This window comes from Nocardia sp. NPDC006044 (assembly GCF_042871115.1).
Classification (GTDB): Bacteria; Actinomycetota; Actinomycetes; order Mycobacteriales; family Mycobacteriaceae; genus Nocardia.
On record NZ_JBIAID010000001.1, the window covers coordinates 3,574,033 to 3,598,403 of the forward strand.

Below are 24,371 nucleotides of genomic sequence, written 5' to 3' on the forward strand. Positions count from 1 at the left end.
GGGTACAGGGGTTCGTCCGTGGTAGATCGCGGCAAACGCGGGAAACGCTAACACCTATTCCGCAGCGGCCTTGACGACGCACCCGAGCGATGGCAAATCGTCAGCATTCATTCGGTGCGGACACACCCTGGATGCGTTGATCCAACCAGAGCATTGCTTCTGGATATCCAAGCGCGGCCGCGATGACGTGCTCCCCCGGCACACTGCGATAGACCGCAGACACGCCGAGTCTGCACTGCTCGAGATAAAGATTGCGGGCGCCTTCGGCCGGAATCCAGAATTCCTGCTCGCCGTTGTAGATATACAGCGGCGTGCCGGATTTCATATCCGCCATCTTGGTCACCCGATAGATATCGTCGGCGATCCCGGAATGCAGCGGATCGGGAATGTTCGCGGCGATGTCGATCGGCAGCATGAGCACGCCGATCAATCCGTAGGTGCTGCCGCAGAAGTTCTTCGCGGGCGAGGTGACCACCCACTGCGCCAGGTTGTTCATCCTGGCCAGGATCTCGGGTCGCTCCCGGCCGATGCCGAACACCGCCGCCATGAAGACCGCCGAGGCGAGGTTGCCGTTCATGCTGCGGGACAAGATCTCGTAGTCCGCGGGTACGCCGCCCAGCGCGGCACCGACGATGACCTCCGCCAATTCCGGTGCGTAACCATCGATCAGCTTCACCGCGCCGTGCGTGGCGATCGCGCCTCCGGAATATCCGGCCATGCCGAATTTGCTCGCGCCGAACTCCTCCGGCAGCAGGCCGCGCACCGCGCGGATCGAGTCGAGCACCGCGTGCCCCGCGACGACCGGTTCGGCGTAGGCCATCCACGGGCCCTCATGGTCCGGGATGAGCACCGCGTATCCGCGCAGCGCGGCGACATAGGTGGTGGGCGGGACGAAATCGGTGGCGCTGGTGTCGGGGTTGAGGCCGTGCGACAGCGTATATCCCGGCGTGCAGCTACGGCCCAGCGCATCGATCGGCAGATTGTTGACCACGACCGGGCGCGGACCCGGACCCGGCCAGGCCGCGGCCGGAACCACCAGGGTGGCGGTGGCGAAGGAGGGAGCGCCGTGCGCGTCGGTGGTGCGATATTTCAGCAGTTGCGCGCGTTGAATCGGCAGCAGCATGAGCGGAGCGGTGGTCGCGGTGACGTCACGTGACTCGATGACCTGCCCCTCGGCGTACCCCGCCAGATCGAATGGCCAGGCATCGAAGATCGGATCACCGACGTTGCCCGGCAACGACGCATCGCGCAGCGCGACCAGCGGCGGCGACAGACTGGTCGCCTCCCACACCGGCGGTCCCGGTTCCGGCGCCGACGCGAGCGGCGGCGGCGGAATGACCTGATCGATGAGATTCTGTACGCCGGGCAGCAGCGAGCCGCCGTCCGGCGGCGGGAACAGGCTCGGAAACTGTGGCAGCGGGGGCAAATCCGGGAGGGCCGGCAGGCCGGGTGGCGCGGGCAACGGCTCGGCGGCCGCCTGCCCGGTCACTGTCGGGCAGACGATCAGCAGTGCCACGGCAATGGCAGGCAAGCATCTCATGGCACACGCCTTCGGGTGCGGATGTCGGGTTCGCCTGGCGGCCAGGGAAATGCGGCTTCCGTCCCCGAGAATGCCCCCTGGTTGTACCAGACAGTCAGGCTAACCCGCCGTGCCCGCAACACCGCGCTGAAACGACCGAGTTGTGTGTGACACGTGGCCGAACCGCAACAACCGAGCCGAATGTCGCTGGTCGCGAATCAGTTCGGCTCGGTTGGTTCCGCGGTTCAGCAGTTACTGGGTGCCGGATCTCCTCTGAAGCGACCGTCGAGCCAGTTCAGCGCGTCCGGGATGCCGAGCACCGCCGCGGTCAGGTGATCGGGAACCGGAATCTGCTCGGTCTGCACCTTTGCACCCGCTGCACACCAGCGCTTGTCGGTGTTCACCACGGCGTCCACCGGGATCAGCCCGTCGATCGGCGAATGCCATTCGAAGACCGGCGTTTTCGGTACGCCGTCGTAGAGCTCGAGGCTGTTCTCCTCCACCACGCCGCGCGCGGTGTTGTCGTTGATCATCGACGTGGTCTTCGCGAAATCGAGCGCGCCGTGCCCGGCGCCCGCGGAGAGGATGTCGTTGGTGCAGCTGTTGGCCATCTGCGCCCGCGCCGCGAGACCGCGATCGTTGAGCTGCTCGCTGAGCGGAAAACGGTCGGGATACTCGCGTTCTAGGCCGAGGCCGGCGGCCAGCGCGAGCCCGAACACCGGGTGTGAGCTGAGGCCGAGCGACTCCAGCATCTTCACCAGGTTCATCGGCACGCCGCCCATGGCCGCGCCCGCGATGTTCAGTTCGGGCGCGTACTTCGGCGCGAGCGCGGCCGCCCACGCGGTGGCCATGCCGCCGCCGGAATAGCCGACCATCGCCACCGGACTCTGCCGCACCTGCAATTCGGCCACTCGCTGCACCGCACGGATGCCGTCCAGGGTGATCTGGCCGCCCAGTTTCGCAGCGCCGTAGGCGAAGTTCGGTCCGAGGTGATCGGGCAGCGCGACCGTCCAGCCGCGTTGCAGCAGCACATTCCAGCCCGGCGCCTCACGCACGATCAGGTTGGGGTCGGCGGTGTAGAGGACCTTGGACACCGAGCACTCGGCGCCCAGTCCGTTGATGATGTGCTGAAACGACAGCAGCGGGCCGTCTTTGGCGTGCGACCGCGGGGTGAGCACCGTGGTGGTCGCCGCGATCGGCTTGTTCTCCGAACTGGTGGAGCGGAAGCGGACGACGGTGACCGTGGTGTCCGGGAAGATCGGCAGCGGCGCCATCACGCGGGTCGCCAGCACATCGCCGGGTTGCTTGTCCGCGATGTCCGCCGGTGTCGCGTAGAAGGGATCGGGGTCCGGTGCGGGATAGAGGGGCGCGCCGTGGCCCGGTCCGGCCAGCGCGGCGACGAGCGCCAGCCCGGCCGCCATCGCGCCGAACGCGCGGGTCAATCGTGTGCGGGTCGCTCCCCTGCCCATCGAACGTAGGGCCTGACTCATCGATAGGTGCCTCTCGAATGGTCCAACGTTGTGAGTCATCCTCGACAATTTCGGCAGCGAGCGGCAGATAGCGCGGGGATCGTGTTGAGATCTCACAAGTGTGGAGCGACCAGTCTGTGACGGTTATGCGCATTCGCTCGTGACACAGCCCGACCGCCGCCACGCCGTCCTGTGACATGTCCAGCCAACGAGACGGAACATGTTCTGGTCCATGCCGCGGCTCTACCTTTCACCCATACCGGCGCGGTTGCCGCGCCCGGTCCGGAAGGAGACGGTGGCATGGATGGCACTGCGCGCAAACTCGCGTACCGCGAAGACATCGATGAGATTCCGACGCGGCGCGTCACCGTCTACTTCGACGGCCCGACCCCCGACGACGCGATGATCCTCGAGTACGCGGCCAGCAGCACGGAGGCGTGGGAGTTCACCTCCGCCGCGGTGCACGCCGGGCTCACCGTCACGGTGGACGGCAGGCTGCGCCCGGGATTGCGCCGCCTCCCCTGCCGATCGCTCTGGCACTGAGCGGATTTCGGCAGGCGCACCCCGAAAGTGGCCGATTACCGGCACCTCCCGCACATTGGCAGACCATGCCGGTTGGCACCGAACGCAATTCCGGCAGACCTGCTCGCCTAGGCGGGCGCCAGGACTCGATGCAGGAACGCCACGGCATCCGGCAGCGCCGCTCGTGCGGCGCCGAGGTGATCGCCGGGGTAGAGATGGGTTTCGAGATCGGCGCCCGACAGGCTCAGCTCGGCAAGCAGTTTCGCGGTCAGCGGCGGCGGCACTTCCATATCCGTCAGACCCTGACCGACGAACAGCGGAATCGTATAGCCGGCGGTCGGAATGCGCATCATCGTCCTGGCCGCCGACCACAGCGCCGGATCATCGAGCGGCTTGGCCAGCATCGCGCCGATCGCCACATCGGCCAGGCGGGCATTGGCCTCGGTGATGCACTCGGTCTCGACTACGCGAAGCGCCTCCTGGCCGATCGGGGTCAGGTAGCTGTCCACGTCGAGTTCCGGTGCGCTGGCCCGCAATCCGGCCAGCAGCATGGCGACGTAGGCGGGGGTCTTCTCCAGCGGCAGGCGCGGAATCCACGGTCCGGCAAGCGGAATCAGCAGCTCGAGGTTCGACGGCGGGCCGGTGGCGGCCGCGCCGCGCAGCTGGAGTTCCGGCGCGTCGGCCGGGCCGAGGTACGCGGTGAACAAGGCCGCTTGCGCGCCTTGCGATTGCCCGAGCACCACCCACTCGGTGCCCAGCGCCGGTGCGATCGCCCGTGCCGCCCGGACGCCGTCGATCACGCTGCGGGCCTGCGAGGGCCCGTCGAGATAGGGATGCGTGCCGGGTGTGCCGAGCCCGACATAGTCCGAGATCACCACCGCGTAGCCGGCGCGCAACAGCTCCGGGTACAGCGAATCCAAGTAGTAGACGCGGGGTTCCAAGGTGAACGCGCATTGATCGGCGATGCCGGTGGTGCCATGCGCGTAGGCGACGATCGGCCAGCCGCCCGGCGGTGGCGGACCCGGCGGCACGTAGACAACGCCGGTGCTCTGCATGGGTCCGCGTGGTCCGCGCGACCAATAGGTCAGCCGCTGCGCGGTCTCCGCACCCTCGACTCGGAACCGACCGGTCAGTTCTACCTGATCGGTCACCGTTCCCGGCGCCTCACCCGCACTCGCCATCGCCTGCGGCGCCAGCGCGACGCCCACCGAGATCACGACCCCGGCGACCCCCGCCATGATCCGTGTACACATCATCGAACGACTATCCCCACCCCGGCACCGCCGGGCAAGCCACCACAATCGGTGGCCTATGCGGGGGCCGCACGCTGTTCGCCGGGTCGTTACCGCGGGGTTGCCCGAGCACGAGACCGGGCCGGGGAACTGTCGACGGTACCGGCCGGTCGCTAGGCTCGAAGGGCAGGGCCGGGTTGTCCACGACCCGCGCATGACCTGAAAGGAGCCGGAGTGCGGCACCAGAACCGGCCGTTTCGCCTACCGCGGCGGGCCGACGTCGTATTCCACGCCCGAACGGCCATCCTGCTGTGCGCCGTGGTGGTGCCGACGGGCTGCGCGTCCGACCACGCCACCGCCGTATCCCCGGTCACGACAACGGTTTCCGCGACGCCACCGCCGAAGCCGACCAGCACGCCCACCGTGGATCCCTATGCGGGACTGCCGCTCATCGATCACACCGACTGGACCGAGGCCATCGACGGCACGCGACTGCTCGTCTACCCCACCACGGCCGGTCGCCGCACCACGACCCCCGGCACCGACGAGCGCGCCTGGCAGGAGGTGCTCGGGCAAGCGCCCGACGCGGACACACCCGGTATGCGTGATCAGTTCATCTGCCACTGGGTATGGGCCCGGCTGGTAGAACCGGACAAGCCGAGCTGGAATCTCGAGCCCTGGCGCCCGGCGGTCGGCTATCAGGCCACCGTCGACGCGCGCTGCAACCCGGGCGGCCCCGAACGCTGAATATCCGACCCATCCCCGATCGAAAGGACGACCCCATGCGCATTGTCATCGCAGGCGGACACGGCAAGATCGCCCTGCTGCTCGCCGAGGCGCTCACCCGGCGCGGCGACCAGGTGGTGTCGCTCATCCGCAACCCGGACCACGCCGCTGATGTGACCGCGACCGGCGCCGAACCTGCCATCCTCGACCTGGAACGGTCCGGCGCGGACGAGTTGCTCGCCGCCGTAGCCGGTTCGGACGCAGCGGTTTTCGCGGCGGGCGCCGGGCCGGGCAGCACTGCCGAACGGAAGTACACTGTCGACCGGGACGGCTCCGTCCGATTGGCCGACACCGCCGAACGGGCTGGCGTGCGGCGTTTCGTGCAGATCTCCACGATGGGCGCCGGTCAACCTCCCGCACCCGGGAGCGACGACATCTGGGCCGCCTATATAGATGCCAAGACGCAGGCGGAGGACGATCTGCGCAAGCGCGCGCTGGAGTGGACGATCCTGCGGCCCGGCCGGCTGGTCGATACCGCGGGTACCGGCCTGGTCACGCTCGCCGCACCGCCGGTCGGGCGCGGCGATATCGCCAGGGCCGACGTCGCCGCCGTCATCGCCGAGCTTCTGCCCGCGGCGCACACCGCGCGCACGACACTCGAGCTCGTCGCCGGCGACACGTCGATCGACCACGCCGTCGCGACACTTGCCGACCGGGCAACTTCGGCCGATGCCGCCCCCCTTGCCGATTGACGTTCACCTTCTCGTTAGGAGTGAGCAACCTTGTTCAGCCGCATCGTGTCCATGAAGATCCGGGAGGGATCGCGTGCCGACTTCCTCGACGCCATCTCGCGCAGCGCCGTGTCCGCACTGCGGGACGAGCCGGGTTGTCTGCGTTTCGATGTCTGCGCCGACCGCCTCGACCCGCATCGATTCTTCCTCTACCAGCTATATACCGATGACGAAGCGGCCGAGGCGCATCGGTTCACCGACCATTTCCTGGCGATGCGGGCGGCCGCCGACCGATATGTCGAACCGGGTACCCAGATTCACTACAGCACAGACGTTCTTTTTGTGAACTGATCGTCTTATTGGTACACGGTGTCAGCAAACATACAGACGCCGAATCCCGCACGTGCGCTTGCAAATCGATCGTGCAGATGTACTTGCATATGAAAGGTGCAGCGACCTAAACTCAGTCGCGCAACGCTTTACAGGGGACAACCAGGGGAGGCCGGATGGTCGAGCCGAAGGCCGCAGTCGCCGTGGGTCCGCCGCCGCCAAACGTCAGGGGCGTTCGAATGAACCAACCACTTTCCGGCGCTCGGCTCGGAATAGCCGCCGCCACACTGGTCGACAAACCAGCGAACGGTACAAAAATGAGCACACCGTCGGCCCGTAGCGGCCAAAGGAACACCGCGTACTCGCGGGAAACCGCCGTCGCGTTCGTCATCGATGCCGTCGAGTCCAAGGGTGCGGCGACCCGGCACGATTTCGATATCGATCGGATCGTGACCACGGCGCACGACGTGGTCGACGACTGGGACTTCCATACCATGCAGCCGTCGACGTTCTGGCGGATAGCCTCCAGCTTCATCAGGCAGTGAGACTTCCGGGCATCCCGATGTCCGATGAAGGCCGAATTGCCTTGTGCCGCAAGCGCTGAGCCAATCAGCTCCACTGGCGATGATCTACCCTCAGGCGCGGGGTTTGCGGCACAAGGCATTGAGGCATGGAACCGGATCGGGCCGCCCGTCGGCGCACGTGATACCTGGTGACGTCCCCGCGTTGAATTGCACTGCGCCCGCAGCGAATCCGGCTGCACCGGCGTCGATGCGCGCGGCGCGCGAGTCGAAACACCGCGGGTCGAAACACCGCGGGTCGAAACACCGCGGGTCGAAACACCGCGGGTCGAAACGCTGCGGATCGAATCACTGCGGATCGAATCACACAGCGCCGCCGGAGAATTAAACCGGGTCCACGTCGGATCAGACCGCGCTGGTGCCGAATTCTCTTGCGCGCGTGTCAAGCCGATCAACGCCGATGCCGAGTTGCCCTGCGCCGTTCGCAAAGCGCCCTGCGCGCGTAGCGAATCACACTGCGCCCGTAGCGAAATGGTCCGACGCGTTGCCCGTCGCGGATTGATCCGACGCGCCGATCGCCTATCCCCTGCCGGATCCCGGCGCTCAGCCATCCGCATCACCTGCCATGCCGCCGGCGATGGAGCGCTCCACGAGATCGAGGCGAGATGATCGTGTGGCGTCACAGTGGCCTCCCCGCCGAATCGGTCTACATCGCATGTGCCCTGCCGCCCGGTGCACCGTGAACGTGGGGGGCGCATTCTCGGTGGCCGATCGCCCAGGAGATATCACCCAGCACGTGACGCGTCACGTGACGCGTCGGTAGAGGGATTTGGCTGCGCAGATTCGCGTACAGCGGCCGGGATTCCTCGAACCTCCCGGCGCGGAACAGCACTCGGCCCAGACCACCACCGGCTTCGTGACGCTTGCCGGCTCACGCGCGGTCCCTGATTCCTGCATGATCCCCCGCGGGCGATCAGTAGCCGTAACCCTCGGCGTACTTCCCGAGGATCTCGATCGACTTCTCCGGCCGCTCGGCCTGCACGCTCAATCGATCCATCACCGACAGGTACAGCGCGAGGTCTTGCCGCCGATCCAAATATAGTGCGCTGGTGAGATGTTCGAGGTACACGATGTCCGGCAGTTCGGACTCGGCGAACCGGAGAATGCTGAACGAGCTGCCCGCGGCGGCGTGCTCACCCGCCGAATACGGCAACACCTGAACGGTGACGTTGGGCATTTCGGCGAGCTTGATCAGGTGCTCCATCTGCTCGCGATGCACCCGAGGCCCGCCGACCGGCCGATGCAGCGCGGCTTCATCGATCACGGCCCACACAATCGGCGGATCCGATCGATGCAGGATTTCTTGCCTGCGCTGTCGGACCTGGACCCGCCGATCGGTGTCGGCATCCTCGTACCCGAGTGCCACTACCGCCCTGGCGTATTCGGGTGTTTGCAGTAGTCCGGGAACAAGATGCGCCTCATAGGTGCGAATCTTGCTCGCCGCCTGTTCGAGACCGAGGTAGGTGCCGAACCACTGTGGCAGCAGATCGCTGTAGCGATGCCACCACCCGGGTTCGTTTGCCTGCCTGGCCAGATCGAGGAACCGCTCCCGCTCTTCGACGTCGTCGACACCGTATAGCGACAGCAAGTCCCGGATATCGCGTTCCTTGAAACCGGTGCGGCCCAACTCGAGACGACTGATCTTGGCGTGCGACCCACGAATGGCGTCGCCTGCCGCCTCTCGAGTGATGCCTCTGGCCTCCCGCAGCCTGCGCAACTGGCCACCCAGTGCGATACGAAGCACTGTCGGACCACGTTCCGCGACAACGGGATGCACCTGACCAGCGTCGTCGGGTTCAGCGATCATTGAGTTCGTCTCCGATACTCGGGGGTTGCCCACAGTGTGTCACAACCACCTGTCGCGAAACACACCGCACCGATCGCTTATGTTACCGCTCAACTCGTCAGATAGTCGAACTCCCCGGCCTTCGCGCCGCGCACGAACGCATCGATTTCCGGCCGGGTGTAGAAGAGCACCCCGCCCTCGGGATCGCGCGAGTTCCGCATGGCGACCTGGCCGTTGGTCGCCTCGGCGACCTCGACGCAGTTCCCGCTCGGGTTGCTGAACGTGCTCTTGCGCCATGCGCCGGTGACCTTGTTGGTGGATGTTTCCGACATGTTCCCCACTCCTCGGTTGTGCCAACTGTGCCAATCAGTTCGTGCAGATGCACGCTCAAACGTTCTTGCATTTGCACCAACAGTTTGGACGATAGCACGAAGTTCGCCACCGCGCGCCTACTAATTCGGACCATCTGGTCCGCGATGTGAGGCGCGAGCGTTTCGCCCAACGAACCGACTGGTCAGCAGGTGATCACGACCATCCTGGAGCGTTGAATCTTGTACTGTCCCAAGGCAGATCGGATGAATCAGTCATTCGCGACAACCCCCGGTGCGCACCGCCGACGCAGGCCCGCATCGGCGTTCCAGAGGAGCCTCCCCCATGCCCGAAGCGGACAACAGCCCCGTGATCCGGACCGACATTCCGCACTCGGCGCGCATCTGGAACTACTGGATGGGCGGTAACGATTACTACGAGATCGACCGGATCGCGGGTGACGCGGGCATCGAGATCGATCCCGAGATCGTCACCATGGCCGGGCAGTCGCGGCAGTTCCTGATCCGCGCGGTCCGCTACCTCGCCGGCGAGGCCGGCCTGCGCCAGTTCCTCGACATCGGCACCGGACTGCCGACCATGCAGAACACCCACGAGGTCGCCCAGGCGATCGCGCCGGAGACGAAGGTCGTCTATGTCGACCACGACCCGATGGTGCTCGTTCAGTCAAGGGCCCTGTTGACCAACACGTCTCGCGAAGGTGTGACCACCTATATAGAGGCCGACTACAACGATCCCGAGCTCATCGTCGCCGACGCGCAGAACGTCTTGAACTTCGACCGGCCGACCGGCGTGATGTTCATGGGAGTACTCGGACACGCCGCGTCGTATGCGGACCTGCTGCGTGTCGTGCGAACGATCATGGCCGCCGTGCCATCGGGCAGCTACCTCGCCATGTGGGACGGCACCGACGACAGCGCCGACTACGTGAAGCTCTGCCAGAACTACTCCGACACCGGCGGCGCGCCGTACACCCCGCGATCCAAGGACGAGATCCGCGGCGTCTTCGACGAGCTGGAACTCGTCGCACCAGGGTTCGTTTCACTCACGCAGTGGCGCAACGATTCCGACGAGAAGGCCCTGACCAGGCCGATCTCGGCCTACTGCGGAGTAGCTCGCAAGCCATAGCCCGGCCGCGGAGTGCGGCGGCGGTCGGTGACGACCGCTGTTCCGCTCGATTTCGGCCCGAGTTCATCCGCGCCGTGAGTGCAAATGTACTTGCATCTGTAAGCGACGGCAGCATAGACTCGGACCCATATCGGGGAGGTACGCAGGGAGATTCGAGCCGGCGGCGCCTACACAGCAACTCCCCACACGCCACACGCGAGGGGCGGTCGAATGAGCCAGCCATTCCGGACTCCCCGCCGGGTTGCCGTCATCGGCACCGGCGTCGAGACTTTGCGGCAATGTCCCGCTCCGGTCCCGGTATCCGACTGCTCTGTCGAACCACCCGGCCTCACCTATCGGCAGGCGCGTGACATCCTGTCCGCCCACGAGGTCCACGGCCCGCAGTGCAGGCAGTGGCTGGCCGCGGCCGCCTACCTCTCCGCCGGTCTCGACGACGAGTAGTCGCTCGAATCCGTTGGCTCGCATCGATGTTCGCACCTGCCGAACATTCCATGCAGCATAACGCGGAGTCGCGGCGCCGTCCCGGTACCCTGCGATGTCACGAATAGGTCACCCGATAATGCCGTAGGCTCCCATCGATCTCGCCGATAACTCCCCCGGCGCAGAACCCTTTCGTATAGTGAGCCGAACGATTCGGGCACCGTTCTATTACGCCCGACGTGGCAATGGAGCGACCCGAATGACCTTCTCCGCGCTGCATCTTCCCGCTGATTCCTCCGACACGGCACTCGAAATCGGTGGCCAGCCGGCTTCGGTGCCGTTGCAGAACACCGACCGGGTGGCCTCCCGGATGGTGGGTTATTTCGCCACCTGCATGGCGCCATGCCGCACCCTGCCCGGCGAACAATTGCGCGGGGACGTCACCAAACTCACCCGCAGCTGCCTGGGTTTGGTCGCCGAAATGTTCGACCGGCGCACCGTTCCCGGCGATGAACAATTCGGCGAGGTCCGGGAGGCCGCCGCCCAGTGGGCCCGAGAAGGCGTGCCGCTCAGCACAATTCTGCGTGGTTACCACGAAGGGGTGCGCATCGCGTTCGGCCTGGTCACCGCGCCCGCCAGGGCCGGCGATGTGGACCAACTGCTGGTCGCCACCGATCTGATGCTGGAACTGCTGGAAGCCGTCACCGCCGCCGTGGCCGACGCCTACGTCGACGAACAGCATCTCGTCGCCAAGGAACACCAGACCGCCGCCCAAACCCTCGCCTCGGCGCTGCTGAGCGGCCGCGGCAGTTCCGCCCTCGCCCGGCAGGCAGGCATCCCGATCGCGGACGCGTATCAGGTAGTCGCACTGTCGCTTTCGGAACATCCGGACGAACGCGATTCCCGGGTCGACGCGAACGTCGCGGCCCGCCGCAAGCTACGCCGACTGCAATCCGCGCTCGCCACCGTGTTCGCCTCCCGCGCGCTGGCGCTGCTCAGCACCAAGGGCGGCACGATGCTGATCCCGGTCGGCGACAGCGGGGAGGCCGCCATGACCGCCGAGACCCTGGCCCAGCTGGCCGAGGCCGCCGAGGTGCCGCTCACCGCGACGCTGGTCGCGAGCGACACCGACGAGGTGCCCGAATCCGCCGACCAGGCACACGAATTGCTCAATCTGGTGCGCGTCGGTGGCAAGCCCCCTGGCCTCTACGAAATGGCCGATTTGGCCGTGGAGTATCAGCTGACCCGTGGCGGGCCGGCCACCCGGCGGATCGCCACCATCCTCGATCCGCTCGAGGCCCACGCGGAACTGTTCGAGACCATGCGCGCCTACCTCGGCAACGACATGAATCGCCAGCTCACCGCGCGTCAGCTGTACGTTCACCCGAATACCGTCGACTATCGGCTGCGCCGCATCGCCCAGCTCACCACCATCGACCTGGCCACCTCGGCCGGGATCTCGCAGGCCGCCATCGCCCTGCTCGCCCGCGATCTGGATAACAGCGTCACCCGCCGGCTGTGACCGTCGCGTGACCCGTAACGGATTCGTGCTGGTCACCAGGGCACAACCTTGGGATCCTGAAACTGCCGCGGACACTGGATGGTGAAAGTATGCGAATAGCCGAGATATTGCGCAGAAAAGGTAGCGACGTCGCCACGATCGCGCCCGACACGACAATTCGAAGCTTGCTGGCCACACTGGCCGAACACAATATCGGCGCGGTTGTCGTGTCACGTGACGGGGAAGGGATCGTCGGCATAATCTCCGAACGCGACGTCGTGCGCAACCTGCACGCGCGCGGAGCGGAGCTGCTCGACACCCCGGTTTCGGAGATCATGACCACCGACGTGCGCACCTGCGCGCCCGACGACCGGGTCGACGGACTGCGAAACACGATGACCGAGCACCGGATTCGGCACCTGCCGGTGGTCGATCAGGGTCGGTTGATCGGCATCGTCAGCATCGGCGATGTGGTGAAGAGCGCGATCTCCGAGCTGGCCACCGAGCGTCAGCACCTCGTCGAGTACCTACAGGGCAAGTACTGAGCTCGGCGGCCAGGTGGCGCTAGGCGCTGCCGAGGTCTGCCGACAGCCAGTGCTCGGGTCGCAGGTACACCGCGACCTGGTCGCCGAATCCGGCTGCCTGCTTCAGGTAATTGTCGACGGCATCCCCGGTCAGATAACGCTTGACCATTTCCATATGCAGTTCGTCGGTCAGTGGGACGATCCTCGATACCGGGCCCTCGACCGATACGTACCGAGTGGTCGGTTCGGTGCGCTGCACCAGCAAAGTGAAACGCCCGGACTCCTTGATCAATCGCAGTTTCCGCGATTCGGCCCCGGTCGTCACCCACGGCTCGGATCCTGGCTCGTACTGGTACCAGATGGGCACCGATAGTGGCCCCCGGCCGGTGCCACCGGCCACGGACAACGCCGCGACGTGCGGCTGCGCGAGGAACTCTTGACGCTCTTTCAAGGTCAATGCCATGGCCTCCACCCTAGTGGGTGAAAGCCGTTGCCCTCGATAACCTTCGAAGAGGCCGGTAAAAGTGCGTATCGTGGGTGGCGTCCAACGCACCTTGTGAACGGGTTTTGCGGAGGGAGCGTCACGTTGCGATCCCATGCCTCGAGGGCGGATTTTTCGCGCACGCAGGCCCCGGCGGACATTCGAAAACTCTTCCCCGCACTCGCCGAATCCACCGAAATCTATCTGGACAGCGCCGCGACCACGCAGAAGCCGCTGCCGGTCATCGAGACCATCCATCGTTATCACAGCTCACGAACCGCCAATGCCGGACGCGGCACCTACCCGTGGGCCACCGGCCTCACCACCCGGCTGAACCGGATCCGCGAGCGCACCGCGGCGTTCATCGGCGCGCAGCACCCGGACGAGGTGGTCTTCACCGGTGGTGCGACCGCGGCGCTCAATGCCGTCACCCTGTCCTGGGGCCTGGCCGCGCTGGCGGACGGCGACGAAATCCTGTACAGCCCAGCCGATCACGCGTCCAACGTGCACCCCTGGCATCACCTGCGCGGCCTGCTGGCCCGGTTCGGGCGCCGGATCGAGCTGGTCCCCTACCGGGTGACCGGCGACGGCGAGGCGGACACCGCCGACATCCTCGCCAAGGTCACCCCGCGCACCCGCTTGATCACCGCCAGCCATCTGCATCACGTCTACGGCGGCCTGACCACCCTCGCGCCCCTGCGCGGCCGGCTCGACCCGGCGATCCTGCTGTGCTTCGACTGTAGCCAGAGCGGCGGGCACGTGCCGGTCGACGTGACCGAACTCGGCGCGGACTTCGCGATCTTCGCCGCGCACAAGATGTTCGGCGCGCCGGGAACCGGAATCCTGTACTGCCACAGGCGAGTCCACGCTAGTCTGGTGCCATTCCTGCCCGGCGGCAACTCGGGGGTGCTGGTGAGCGAGGCCGGACTGATTCCGGGGGCGATGCCCGCGCTGCTCGAGGGCGGCACGCACAATATTCCCGGCATCCTCGCGCTCGGCAGCGCGCTGGAAGTGCTGGAGTCCTTCGATATCGGCGCCATCGAGGAGCACAATCGCGAGCTGACCCTGCGCCTCATCGACGGCCTGCGCCCGATCCGCGGACTCGACTTCCTGCCCGGGCCCGCGTACGCGCCGAGCGCGGTCGGCTACGGCATCACCTCCTTCACCCTCGACGGCATCTCCGCCACCGACCTCGGATTCGTGTTGAGCGAACTGGGTTTCCTGGTTCGCACCGGCCTGCACTGCACGGTCGCGATCCAGGACGGCGCGGTCGGCGGACGGCTCGCCGAGGCCGAGGACTCGGTGCGGGTCAGCACGCACATCTACAACACCGCCGACGAGATCGACCGATTCACCCAGTGCGTCACGACGATTGCCGAGGAGGTCAGATGACCATGGACACCCCGCGCTACGACCGGCGGGCCGCGTCCCGGGTGCTCGCCGGGCTGGCGCAGCCGGGTCTGTTCGCGGCGCCGGTGCCCGTCCCCGACCGGCGCAGGTTCGAATTCACCTGCACCGCACTGCATACCGAGCCGAACAGTCACCTCACCTACTCGCAGCGGCTCTACCTGGAACGGTTCATGCGGCCCTGCCGGCCCTATCAGGTCACCAGCGCCACGCACCGGATCACCTGGACCGACAGCGACGGCATCCCCAACACCGGTCACTATCGCGCCGACGGCCTCGGCCCGCTGATCCCGATCGCCATGCGCGAGACCGTGCTCGCGCTGTGGCATGCGCTCAGCGCGAATACCGCGTTCGCCGAACGCATTTCCGCGTTGGGTCCGCGCGAGCACGCGATGCTGGACGGCACCACCACCGATCACGAGCCGATGGACATCTTCCGCGTCGGCATCGAGGCGGCCGGCCGGGCGCTGGCCCAGCACGCACTGCTGGCCCGGCAGACCCCGTATCGCGGCGCGGCCGAATTCGCCTTGGGCATGCGTGAATCCGGCCTCTTCTCGGCCGTCGCCACACGCTGGTACTGGGAATTGCAGGCGTCGACCTACCGGCGCGGGATGATTCCGGTGACGCTCATCGCGCAGCCCGACGGCACGGTGCGCTACTCCGCCGAGACGGTGGCGACACTGCGCGCGATGAAGGACGCCACGATTTCCGACGCGCACACGGTGATGCGCCGGGCGACCCATGTCGAGGGGCTCAGCATCGCGGAGGCGCTGGCCAAGTATCACGACGACCTCGACCTCATCTCCCGCCAGTACGCGCTGCTGCCGGCCGGGACCAGGCCCGCCTGCCTGGCCGCGATGCCGCATCACCTCGGCGGCGGGCATTACAGCATCCTGCCGGTGGTGGTCGACCAGTTCGTCGCGGTGTTCACCCAGGTCGCCGGGCGCTGCGACCTCGTGGAAGTGAGTGCCGAACTGGACGACGCCACCGCCGATCGGGCGGCCACCGCCGAGGATCAGGTGTTCTACGTGCCGGATATGACCTGCAAGCACTGTGTCCGCACGATCGGCGGGGTGCTGGAGTCGATGGACATCCGGGTGGTCGAGATCGACCTGCTCAGCAAGCGGGTGGTCGCCGAGTTCCGCAGTCCGCGCAACCGGGCCAGGGCCTTCGAGGCCATCCGGGACGGCGGTTACAACCCGGTCGCCGAGCGGCCGGAGATCGCCACGGAGGACGCGCCGGCCGCCCAGCCGTCGGAAACCGCGGTATGACGGCAGCGATTCCGGCGCTGCCCGCGAAGCTCGATCCGCTGGTGCGCGCCTTCCTCGATTCGCCGGGCGCCGTGGCGGCGGCGCTGGACCGGTTCGGTTCGCCGGTGCACCTGGTGTTCCCGCAGGTGTACGCGGAGAACCTCGCGCAGTTCCGATCGGTGCTCGATCGGTTGCTGAGCCGGTATCGAATCTGCTACGCGCACAAGGCGAATCAGTCCCTGGCGTTCGTGCGGACCGCCGCGCGGGCCGGGATCGCCCTCGACGCCGCCTCGCCCCAAGAGGTGGCGAGCGCGGTCGCCGCCGGGTTCGGGACCGCGCGGATCGAGGTGACCGGGCCGAAAGGTGAGGCGTTCCTTCGGGATCTGATCGAGCGCGGGGTCACGATCAACGTCGACAACCTGTGGGAGTTGGCGCGCATTCCGGAGTTGGCCGGCGATCGCACCGAAGTCCCGGTGCTGCTGCGTGTTTCGGGATTCGATGCGGCGCAGGTGAGCCGATTCGGCGTCCCGCTCGGTCACATCGAGCGTGCCTTCGAGCTACTGCGGGCGCATCGCGACCGAATCACGTTCCTCGGGTTCGCGTTTCACCTCGACTCCGGCGACACGGGGGAACGGATTCGCGCGATCGACGCGTGCCTGGCACTGGTCGAGCGGGCCTACGGTCACGGGCTGACGCCGTCGGTGCTGGATATCGGCGGCGGGTATCGCCAGGTGTTCACCGCCGACGCCGATCGGTTCGACGCCTACGTGCACGCGCTGCGTGAATCGCTGCTCGGCCGGGGCGAGCCGATGAGCTGGGGCAGCAATACCTTCGGCTATCACGTCGCCGGCGGTGCGGTGCACGGGATCCCGATATTCCACAAGTACGCCAACACGATCGCGCCGACCAGGATGCTCGAGGACCTGTGCACCGCGCCGCTGGAGCGGCACGGCGGGCGGACCGTCGCCGAGGTGATCTCGGACAACCTGCTCGAGCTGTGGCTGGAACCAGGTAAGGCGCTGGTCGATCACGCGGGGGTGACGGTGGCGACGGTCGACTTCGTCAAGGAGCTCGCCGACGGCACCGTGCTGGTCAACCTCGACCTGAGCCGCGACTCGGTGACGCCGGCCGATCAGGAGGTGATGGTCGATCCGATCGTGCTGCCACGGCGGGACACGACCGGAACTCACTTTGCCGGTGTGTATTTCGCCGGACGACTCTGCCTGGAGCGTGACCTGATCACCAATCACAAAGTGTGGCTGCCGAATCGGCCGAGCCCCGGCGATCTGGTGGTGTTCCCGAACACGGCCGCCTACCACATGGATCTGTCCGCGGCGACGGCCTCCATGCGGCCGCCGCCGATCAAACTCGCGGTCGCGCAGCGCGGCAACGGCTTCCAGGTGTGCCCGGACGCCGAGTACGCACCGGACCTGTCGATCCAGCACCACGCCGCACCGCGGCGCATACCCACCGGGGCGTCCTGATGCGCTACGACCACATCACCGAACTCATCGGCAACACTCCCCTGCTCCGACTCGACCCCGCGGTGCACGGTCTGCCGAACGTCGAGCTGTACGCGAAGCTGGAGTCCTGCAACCCGTTCGGCTCTGTGAAGGACCGGGTGGCGTGGGGCATGATCCGCGACGAACTCGACGCCATCGCGGCCGGCGGGCAGACGTTCATCGAGGCGTCCAGTGGCAACACCGCGAAGGCGTTGCGCATACTCGGCGCGCTGCACGGCATCGGACTACGCGCGGTGACCAACCGGATCAAGGTCACCGAGGTGCGAGATCTCCTGCAGCTGCTCGGCACCGAGATCGTCGAGCTGCCCGGGCTGTCCGAATGCCCCGACCCGACCACGCCGAACGACGTCTACTCGGTGATCGAGGCGACCATGGCGCAGCAACCGGACGCCTACTATCACGCGTCGCAATACACCAACGAGAAGAACATCGAGGCGCACCATCACGGCACCGGCCGGGAGATCCACGAGGACCTGGCCGCCGACGGCATCAACCGGGTCGACTACTTGATCGGCGGGCTCGGCACCACCGGTTCGACCAGGGGCACCGCTACCTATCTGCGCAAGCACAATCCCGAATTGCGCACCGTCGCCGTGGTTTCCGACCGGGCCGACTTCATCCCCGGGATCCGCTCGGAGAGCGAGATGTGGGACGTCGGCCTGTTCCAAGCGGACTTCTACGACGACATCGTGACCGTCGAGGCGGGCACCGCGGTGGACGCGACGCTGCGCCTGGCCACCGGTTACGGCATCCTGGCCGGGCCGACCAGCGGAGCCAGCTACGCGGCGGCGCTGGAAACCCTTGCCGCAGCAGAGATTCCGGATCGTACGGACGGGCCGATCGTCGCCGTCTTCATCGTCTGCGACCGGCTGGAACCCTATCTGTCCTACATCAAGAAGCGCAGGCCTGAACTTTTCGATCGCGCAGCGCACCGCCCGTCGCCGACCGCCACGGAACAGGCCGCCACCCCGGCCCTTTCCCCCGCCGAGCTGGCCGAGCTCGACCGCACCGGCAAGCCGACCATCGTGGACACCCGCGGCTCGATGGCCTACCGGATCGGGCACGTGCCCGGTGCGCTCAACATCCGCGACGACCAACTCGACGACATGTTCGCGCACGGCGTCCCGTTCCCGCGCTCGCGACCGCTGGTGTTCGTCTGCCCGGTGGGCGAGCTGTCGCTGCGCTTCGCCACCCGGGCCAAACAGGCCGGTTACGACGCGAGCAGCCTGGCCGGCGGCATCGTTGCCTGGCGGGATGCCGGGCTGCCGCTGGAAAGTGGCGGGTGACGCGCGCGGGCCATCCGCCAATTCCGCGCGTGTCACTTTCGCGTCGCGCGGAGACTACTCGGCAAGCGCGCAACCCAGCGCTGTCCACGCCCGAGAGAGATGATTCATCATGTACCGGTCGAAGAAAACCGTCGCTGCCACACTGACCTCCTTCGGTGCCATCACCGGGGCGCTGGTGCTCACCGCACCCGCCGCACCGGCCGCGGTCACCGCCGTCGGAGTGGCGCCAGGCCTCAGCTTCGGCAGTTCCACCGCGTTCGGCACGTCCTGCTCCTACATCGCGACGGCCACCGCCACCCCCGGCGACGTCGTCGGCTTCTTCGACGCCACCGGCGTCTTCGACCCCGGCGGCTGGATCACCGTCCCGGCCTCCGGCACCGTCACCGCGAAGTGGACGCCGCTGGCCGTCGGCAATCACACCGTTTTCGCCGTGCACAATTCCGGCGCGCACGTCTCGACCACCGCGACCGTCGGCAACGGGGTCCCGCTCGGACCCATCTGCCTCGTATTGCCCTGAGCGGCAACCAACCGCGACGCGCACCGAGCCCGGCGATCAGCAGGTCGCCGGGCTCGTCGCCGACCAGGCACTAGTCTGGTGCGGTGCAATCAGGCCAGGAAGCAGACGACGACGCGGGCCCACGGATCTGGGGCGGCACGACCCTCACCGAGCGCAGGGAGGCCCGCCGCACCGCGCTACTCGAGGCCGCGCTGGATCTGATCGGCGAGGCGGGCGCCAGCGGGGTCACCATGCGCGCGGTCTGCCGCCGGGCCAACCTCACCGACCGGTACTTCTACGAGAGCTTCACCAGCCGCGACGAGCTACTGGACGTGCTCTACCGGCAGGTCGCCGAGGAGTTCCTGCAACCGATGACCGCCTTCGCCGCGACCGACGAGCCGACCCGCGACCGCGAACTGGCCCGCATCCTGGTGGACAAGGTGCTGGACGATCCGCGCAAATCCCGGCTGTTCCTGGTCGAGCCGTACTCCAGCACCGGCCTCGGCCAGACCACCATCTCGGTGATGCCGGTGTTCACCCGGCTCATGCAGGATCACCTGTTCTCCCACATCGACGATCCGGTCAAGCGCAGGCTGGCCGCGGTCACCATGGCCAGCGGCAACGCGGGCATGTTCTCCGCGTGGCTCAACGGCTCGCTGCGCGCCACCCGCGACGAGATCATCGACCACTGCGTCGCGGTGATCACCGCGTACCGCTCGCTGTACAAGTCCTGACCCGCCGCGCGCAGGGCGCTCCAACCGGGCTCGGACACAACGGAATTCGGTGCCGGATGCGACCGCGATCACATCCGGGTTGCCAATGCTTCCGTTCGGGTGTTTACTTGCCAGCGCAAGGTGCCGATCGTTCGCTGAGGCTCCTTCACGGAAACAGGCCAGCGACCCCGAACGTCGAGAGACGCCCCGGGTCAGGACAGATCTCCCCGGCTTAAGGGGTGATCCCGATTGGCTCCCGGCTCCCCGGGTTTACGCCGTGAAGTGCCAAAGGTCTTACGAGGAGAAGTGCTTTACCGGCGTTTTCTTTCGACAGAGAAGACCCAGCGCCGGATTCCACTGCTGCGCTCTGCAACGATCACAGACGTACCGTGCGGTATTTGCCGTGCGCCGATGGACCGAGGAGGTGAGCCGGATGCCCGGCGGTAATTATCCGTATCCCCAGTTTGCCAAGTATTCACCCGGCGACACCTCAACAGCCGATCTCATTTCGGGATTTACCCCGTAACCTGCTGTTTTCGACGGTGCGCTGACGATTGTTCAGGGAGTGCGGTCATGACGACAGTGGAAATGATCCTGCGGCTGCTCGCCGGAGTCGGCTTCGGCGCGGCCATCGGCTTCGAGCGGCAATACCGGGCCCGGATGGCGGGCCTGCGCACCAACGCGCTCGTCGCCGCCGGGGCGACCCTGTTCGTGCTGCTGTCGGCCCACGGCTTCTCCGGCGGCGACGCCGACCCGACCCGGGTCGCCGCGCAGATCGTCTCCGGCATCGGCTTCCTCGGCGCGGGCGTGATCATCCGCGACGGCCTCAACGTGCGCGGCCTCAACACCGCGGCCACCCTGTGGTGCGCGGCAGCGGTCGGGGCGCTGGCCGGCGCCGGAATGTTCAGCACCGCGGCGGCGGGCACGGTCGCGGTGGTCGGCGTCAACGTCGCGCTGCGCGCCGCCGGACGGGCCGTGGACAAACAGCCCGAAGCCGGGCACGAGCAGCCCGCGTCCTACTCGTTCGCCGCCGTGACCAACGACGACAACGAGGCGCACGTGCGCGCCCTGCTCGTACAAGCCTTGACCCGCACGGACTTTCAGCTGGTCTCCATCTCCAGCGCGAACACCGGCACGCCGGGCCGGGTCGAGGTGCGCGCCGAACTGTTCGGCGACCAGCGCGACGATCGCCAGATGGAGTCGGCGGTGAGCCGGCTCAGCCTGGAACCGTCGGTGACCAGCGTCGGCTGGCACATCGCCACCTCGGATGTGAAGGGCCCGCAGGCATGACACTGCTTCGTTCCTACCCCGTCGGCAGCGCGCTCGATCGGCCGCGCAATCGATTCGCCGACGTCGTCGTGTTCGTCGGCGCGGCGGTGCTGATCTGGCTGGTCGTGCGCGTCTCGGCGAGCGCGAACGTGCCGTTCGATCAGGCCGGCGCGCCGGCCACGGTGTCGACCGACCCGGATCAGCTGCCCTACTACGCGGCCCGTTCGCTGCTGCGGATGTTCGCCGCGCTCGGATTGTCCATCCTGTTCACCTTCGTCTACGCGACCGCGGCGGCGCGGCTGCGGCGGGCCCGCACCGTGTTGCTGCCGCTGCTCGACATCCTGCAATCGGTGCCGATCCTCGGCTTCCTGTCGATCACCGTCGCCGGGTTCATCGCACTGTTCCCCGGCTCGCAGCTCGGGCTCGAAAGTGCCTCCGTCTTCGCGATTTTCACCTCGCAGGCGTGGAACATGGCGTTCGCCTTCTACCACAGCCTGGCCGCGCAGCCGCGCGAACTGGACGAGGCCGCGCGCAACCTGAGACTGTCGCGCTGGCAACGGTTTTGGCGCGTCGACGTGCCGAGCGGCATGATCCCGCTGGTCTGGAACGGGATGATGAGCTTCGGCGGTGGATGGTTCTTCCTGGTCGCGTCCGAGGCGATCAGCGTGAACAACCACGAATACGCGCTGCCGGGCATCGGCTCCTATGTCGCGACCGCCACCGGGGACGGCGATCTCGGCAAGGTGTTCATCGCGATCGGCGTAATGGTCGTCATGGTCGTCGGGGTGAACTTCCTGTTCTGGCGGCCGCTCACCGCGTGGGCGGAGCGGTTCCGGGTGGAGGACACCGGGGCGGCCGACGCGCCGCGCAGTGTGGTGCTGAATCTGTTGCGGCGCTCGCACATTCCGCTGCTGCTCGGCAAGGTGTTCGGTCCGTTCGTGTCGCCGCTGGATCGGGTGATGAGCGTATTCGGACTGGCTGAGTATCCGCTGCATGCGTCGCCGGTCCGGCGTCGCGCGGGCGATCTGGTGTTCGCCGCGGTGGTCGCGGCGGCGGTCGCCTACGGCGCGTATCGGGTGGTCGGCTACATCGAATCCACCGCGGGCTTCGGCGAAGTCGGGCACGCGTTCGGGCTCGGGTTCCTGACCCTGCTGCGCGTGGTGGTGTTGCTGGTGTTCGCCACCCTCGTGTGGGTGCCCATCGGCGTGTGGATCGGGTTGAACCCTAAGGTGTCCCGGCTCGCGCAGCCGGTGGTGCAGGTGCTGGCCAGCTTCCCGGCGAACTTCCTGTTCCCGTTCATCACCGCCGTACTGGTATGGAGCGGAGCCAGTTTGAACTGGGCGGGCACCATCCTGATGGCGCTCGGCGCGCAGTGGTACATCCTGTTCAACGTCATCGCCGGCGCGAGCGCGGTGCCCACCGATCTGCGCGAGGCCGCCGCCAACCTGCAACTGCCGCGAAAACTGTGGTGGCGCAGGCTGATCCTGCCCGCCATCTTCCCCAGCTACGTGACCGGCGGGATCACCGCGGCCGGTGGCGCGTGGAACGCGTCCATCGTCTCCGAGGTGGTGGACTACGGGTCGACCACCCTGGTGGCGGCCGGGCTCGGCTCCTACATCCACGAGGCGACCAAAGTCGGTGACTCGCCACGGATCCTGATCGGCGTGCTGGTCATGAGCATCTACGTGGTCGGTATCAACCGGCTGTTCTGGCGGCGGCTCTACGCACTGGCCGAACGGCGGTACTCGCTGTGAACGCCCGTTCCTTCTCCACTCGTTCGACGGGAGACCGATCATGACCATCACCGGGACCAACCGCGATGTGCTGCTGGATATCTCGGGTGTCGGCAAGCGATTCACCGGCGCGGCCGGCGACGAACTGCGGGTGCTCGACGGAATCGACCTGCAGTTGCGCAGCGGCGAGATCGTCGCCCTGCTCGGCCGTTCCGGCTCCGGCAAGTCCACCCTGCTGCGCATCATCGCCGGATTGATCGCGCCGTCGGACGGGGAGGTCACCTACCGCGGCGCCCCGCTCAACGGCAGCAATCCCGGTGCCGCACTGGTGTTCCAGTCGTTCGCGCTGATGCCGTGGCTCACCGTGCAGGACAATGTCGAGCTCGGGCTGGCCGCGCGCAACGTGGCGCCGGCCGAGCGGAAGCAGCGCGCGCTGGCCGCCATCGACATGATCGGCCTCGACGGGTTCGAATCCGCTTATCCCAAGGAGCTTTCCGGTGGTATGCGCCAGCGGGTCGGGTTCGCTCGCGCCCTGGTGCTGGAACCGGACCTGCTGCTGATGGACGAGCCGTTCTCCGCGCTCGACGTGCTCACCGCGGAGAACCTGCGCACCGAGCTGGTGAACCTGTGGGCCACCGACGGTTTCCCCACCAAGGCGATCTGCGTCGTCACGCACAACATCGAGGAGGCCGTGCAGCTGGCCGACCGGGTGCTGGTACTCGGCTCGAACCCGGGCCGCATCATCGCCGAAATCCAGGTGTCGCACGCGCGTCCGCGCGACCGGCGCGCGCCGTGGTTCGAGGCGATGGTCGACCAGATCTACGGACTGCTCACCGGACGCGACGACGAACCCGTCGTCACCGGACCGGACAGGGCGACGCCCACCGCCCGGCCGCTGCCCGACGCCTCCGTCGGCGGCCTGGCCGGCCTCGTCGAACTCGTCTACGCCACCGGCGGCCGCGCCGACCTCCCCGACATCGCCGACGAACTCAACTTCGAGATCGACGACCTGCTCCCCCTCGTCGACGCCGCGGAAATGCTCGGCTTCATCACCGTCGAAGACGGCGACGTCCTGCTCACCGACATCGGCGTCCGCTTCACCACCGCCGACATCCAGGAAAGCAAGCGCATCTTCGCCGAACAAGCCCGCCACCGCGCCCCCCTGGTCCGCACCATCTGCAAAGGCCTCACCGGCAGCTCCGACGGCAGCCTCCGCGCCGCCTTCTTCCTCGACCTCCTCCGCCGCGGCTTCGGCCCCGAAGACGCCCGCCGCCAACTAGACATCGCCATCGACTGGGGTCGCTACGCCGAGCTATACGACTACGACACCGATTCCGACAAAATCACCGCCGATCCGGCGGCCCAGGTCTTCGACGGTGTGCGAGGGAAATGGACGGCCTGAGTCGCCAACTCACCT

The 24,371-nt window shown here is 67.1% G+C and carries 24 protein-coding genes and 1 riboswitch; of the genes, 18 read left to right on the forward strand and 6 right to left on the reverse strand.

Features of this window, described 5'->3' with window-relative positions; translation table 11 throughout:
- Nucleotides 1-100 precede the first annotated feature (100 nt).
- Nucleotides 101-1,540: a lipase family protein gene (locus tag ACFYO1_RS16280; protein WP_387231208.1), complete on the reverse strand. Its 1,440-nt coding sequence runs from the start codon at nucleotides 1,538-1,540 to the stop codon at nucleotides 101-103.
- 224 nt (nucleotides 1,541-1,764) lie between these two features.
- A complete protein-coding gene (locus ACFYO1_RS16285) occupies nucleotides 1,765-3,009 on the reverse strand; it encodes a lipase family protein (RefSeq protein WP_387231210.1) in 1,245 nt (414 codons plus the stop codon).
- 279 nt (nucleotides 3,010-3,288) lie between these two features.
- Here ACFYO1_RS16285 and ACFYO1_RS16290 point away from each other — a divergent pair, with 279 nt between their 5' ends.
- The gene (locus tag ACFYO1_RS16290) at nucleotides 3,289-3,531 is read left to right on the forward strand and encodes a hypothetical protein (RefSeq protein WP_150401590.1); all 243 of its coding nucleotides are present in this window, start codon (nucleotides 3,289-3,291) and stop codon (nucleotides 3,529-3,531) included.
- A 107-nt stretch (nucleotides 3,532-3,638) separates the two neighbouring features.
- Here the strand turns inward: ACFYO1_RS16290 and ACFYO1_RS16295 are convergent, their stop codons facing one another.
- Nucleotides 3,639-4,763 carry a lipase family protein gene (locus ACFYO1_RS16295; RefSeq protein ID WP_387231895.1) on the reverse strand — a complete coding sequence of 375 codons (1,125 nt, stop codon included), beginning with the start codon at nucleotides 4,761-4,763 and terminating at the stop codon, nucleotides 3,639-3,641.
- Nucleotides 4,764-4,976: 213 nt separating this feature from the next.
- Here ACFYO1_RS16295 and ACFYO1_RS16300 point away from each other — a divergent pair, with 213 nt between their 5' ends.
- The 4 genes from ACFYO1_RS16300 to ACFYO1_RS16315 all read left to right on the forward strand — a co-directional run bounded on the left by ACFYO1_RS16300 (nucleotide 4,977) and on the right by ACFYO1_RS16315 (nucleotide 7,074).
- Complete coding sequence (locus tag ACFYO1_RS16300) at nucleotides 4,977-5,489, forward strand: DUF2599 domain-containing protein (protein ID WP_387231211.1); 513 nt, start codon at nucleotides 4,977-4,979, stop codon at nucleotides 5,487-5,489.
- 35 nt (nucleotides 5,490-5,524) lie between these two features.
- Nucleotides 5,525-6,220, forward strand: a complete 696-nt coding sequence (locus ACFYO1_RS16305) for an SDR family oxidoreductase (protein WP_387231213.1) — start codon at nucleotides 5,525-5,527, stop codon at nucleotides 6,218-6,220.
- 30 nt (nucleotides 6,221-6,250) lie between these two features.
- Nucleotides 6,251-6,550: a putative quinol monooxygenase gene (locus tag ACFYO1_RS16310; RefSeq protein WP_150401592.1), complete on the forward strand. Its 300-nt coding sequence runs from the start codon at nucleotides 6,251-6,253 to the stop codon at nucleotides 6,548-6,550.
- 296 nt (nucleotides 6,551-6,846) lie between these two features.
- Complete coding sequence (locus ACFYO1_RS16315; protein ID WP_223884972.1) at nucleotides 6,847-7,074, forward strand: hypothetical protein; 228 nt, start codon at nucleotides 6,847-6,849, stop codon at nucleotides 7,072-7,074.
- 949 nt (nucleotides 7,075-8,023) lie between these two features.
- Here ACFYO1_RS16315 and ACFYO1_RS16320 read toward each other — a convergent pair.
- Nucleotides 8,024-8,917 (reverse strand): helix-turn-helix domain-containing protein, encoded by an 894-nt coding sequence (locus tag ACFYO1_RS16320; RefSeq protein WP_387231215.1) that lies wholly within the window; start codon nucleotides 8,915-8,917, stop codon nucleotides 8,024-8,026.
- A gap of 89 nt (nucleotides 8,918-9,006) precedes the next feature.
- A complete protein-coding gene (locus ACFYO1_RS16325; protein ID WP_387231217.1) occupies nucleotides 9,007-9,228 on the reverse strand; it encodes a DUF397 domain-containing protein in 222 nt (73 codons plus the stop codon).
- A 322-nt stretch (nucleotides 9,229-9,550) separates the two neighbouring features.
- Between ACFYO1_RS16325 and ACFYO1_RS16330 the strand changes: the two genes are divergently transcribed.
- The 4 genes from ACFYO1_RS16330 (at nucleotide 9,551) to ACFYO1_RS16345 (ending at nucleotide 12,817) form a co-directional block, all read left to right on the forward strand.
- Nucleotides 9,551-10,351, forward strand: a complete 801-nt coding sequence (locus ACFYO1_RS16330) for an SAM-dependent methyltransferase (RefSeq protein ID WP_387231219.1) — start codon at nucleotides 9,551-9,553, stop codon at nucleotides 10,349-10,351.
- A gap of 210 nt (nucleotides 10,352-10,561) precedes the next feature.
- Nucleotides 10,562-10,792 (forward strand): hypothetical protein, encoded by a 231-nt coding sequence (locus tag ACFYO1_RS16335; protein WP_378719236.1) that lies wholly within the window; start codon nucleotides 10,562-10,564, stop codon nucleotides 10,790-10,792.
- Nucleotides 10,793-11,030: 238 nt separating this feature from the next.
- Entirely contained in the window at nucleotides 11,031-12,293 is a 1,263-nt protein-coding gene (locus tag ACFYO1_RS16340) for a PucR family transcriptional regulator (RefSeq protein ID WP_387231221.1), read from the forward strand.
- A gap of 89 nt (nucleotides 12,294-12,382) precedes the next feature.
- Nucleotides 12,383-12,817: a CBS domain-containing protein gene (locus ACFYO1_RS16345; protein ID WP_150401599.1), complete on the forward strand. Its 435-nt coding sequence runs from the start codon at nucleotides 12,383-12,385 to the stop codon at nucleotides 12,815-12,817.
- A gap of 19 nt (nucleotides 12,818-12,836) precedes the next feature.
- On the opposite strand, the gene ACFYO1_RS16350 is transcribed toward ACFYO1_RS16345, so the two are convergent.
- Nucleotides 12,837-13,259 carry a pyridoxamine 5'-phosphate oxidase family protein gene (locus ACFYO1_RS16350; protein ID WP_387231223.1) on the reverse strand — a complete coding sequence of 141 codons (423 nt, stop codon included), beginning with the start codon at nucleotides 13,257-13,259 and terminating at the stop codon, nucleotides 12,837-12,839.
- 123 nt (nucleotides 13,260-13,382) lie between these two features.
- Here ACFYO1_RS16350 and ACFYO1_RS16355 point away from each other — a divergent pair, with 123 nt between their 5' ends.
- From ACFYO1_RS16355 to ACFYO1_RS16395, 9 genes are all read left to right on the forward strand, one after another.
- Entirely contained in the window at nucleotides 13,383-14,669 is a 1,287-nt protein-coding gene (locus ACFYO1_RS16355) for an aminotransferase class V-fold PLP-dependent enzyme (RefSeq protein ID WP_387231225.1), read from the forward strand.
- Nucleotides 14,666-15,955 (forward strand): heavy-metal-associated domain-containing protein, encoded by a 1,290-nt coding sequence (locus ACFYO1_RS16360; RefSeq protein WP_387231227.1) that lies wholly within the window; start codon nucleotides 14,666-14,668, stop codon nucleotides 15,953-15,955. The genes ACFYO1_RS16355 and ACFYO1_RS16360 overlap by 4 nt, the downstream gene beginning before the upstream one ends.
- Nucleotides 15,952-17,418: an alanine racemase gene (locus ACFYO1_RS16365; RefSeq protein ID WP_387231229.1), complete on the forward strand. Its 1,467-nt coding sequence runs from the start codon at nucleotides 15,952-15,954 to the stop codon at nucleotides 17,416-17,418. The genes ACFYO1_RS16360 and ACFYO1_RS16365 overlap by 4 nt, the downstream gene beginning before the upstream one ends.
- Nucleotides 17,418-18,743, forward strand: a complete 1,326-nt coding sequence (locus ACFYO1_RS16370) for a pyridoxal-phosphate dependent enzyme (protein WP_387231231.1) — start codon at nucleotides 17,418-17,420, stop codon at nucleotides 18,741-18,743. The genes ACFYO1_RS16365 and ACFYO1_RS16370 overlap by 1 nt, the downstream gene beginning before the upstream one ends.
- A gap of 109 nt (nucleotides 18,744-18,852) precedes the next feature.
- Nucleotides 18,853-19,260, forward strand: coding sequence for a hypothetical protein (locus ACFYO1_RS16375; protein WP_387231233.1), 408 nt, complete (start codon nucleotides 18,853-18,855; stop codon nucleotides 19,258-19,260).
- An 83-nt stretch (nucleotides 19,261-19,343) separates the two neighbouring features.
- Nucleotides 19,344-19,973 carry a TetR/AcrR family transcriptional regulator gene (locus ACFYO1_RS16380; RefSeq protein WP_387231235.1) on the forward strand — a complete coding sequence of 210 codons (630 nt, stop codon included), beginning with the start codon at nucleotides 19,344-19,346 and terminating at the stop codon, nucleotides 19,971-19,973.
- A gap of 119 nt (nucleotides 19,974-20,092) precedes the next feature.
- Nucleotides 20,093-20,263, forward strand: a riboswitch (M-box (ykoK) riboswitch).
- Nucleotides 20,264-20,525: 262 nt separating this feature from the next.
- Nucleotides 20,526-21,242: an MgtC/SapB family protein gene (locus ACFYO1_RS16385; protein ID WP_387231236.1), complete on the forward strand. Its 717-nt coding sequence runs from the start codon at nucleotides 20,526-20,528 to the stop codon at nucleotides 21,240-21,242.
- Entirely contained in the window at nucleotides 21,239-22,975 is a 1,737-nt protein-coding gene (locus ACFYO1_RS16390) for an ABC transporter permease (protein WP_387231237.1), read from the forward strand. Before ACFYO1_RS16385 ends, ACFYO1_RS16390 begins: the two co-directional genes overlap by 4 nt.
- A 40-nt stretch (nucleotides 22,976-23,015) precedes the next feature.
- Nucleotides 23,016-24,356 (forward strand): AAA-associated domain-containing protein, encoded by a 1,341-nt coding sequence (locus ACFYO1_RS16395; protein ID WP_387231239.1) that lies wholly within the window; start codon nucleotides 23,016-23,018, stop codon nucleotides 24,354-24,356.
- Nucleotides 24,357-24,371 lie beyond the last annotated feature (15 nt).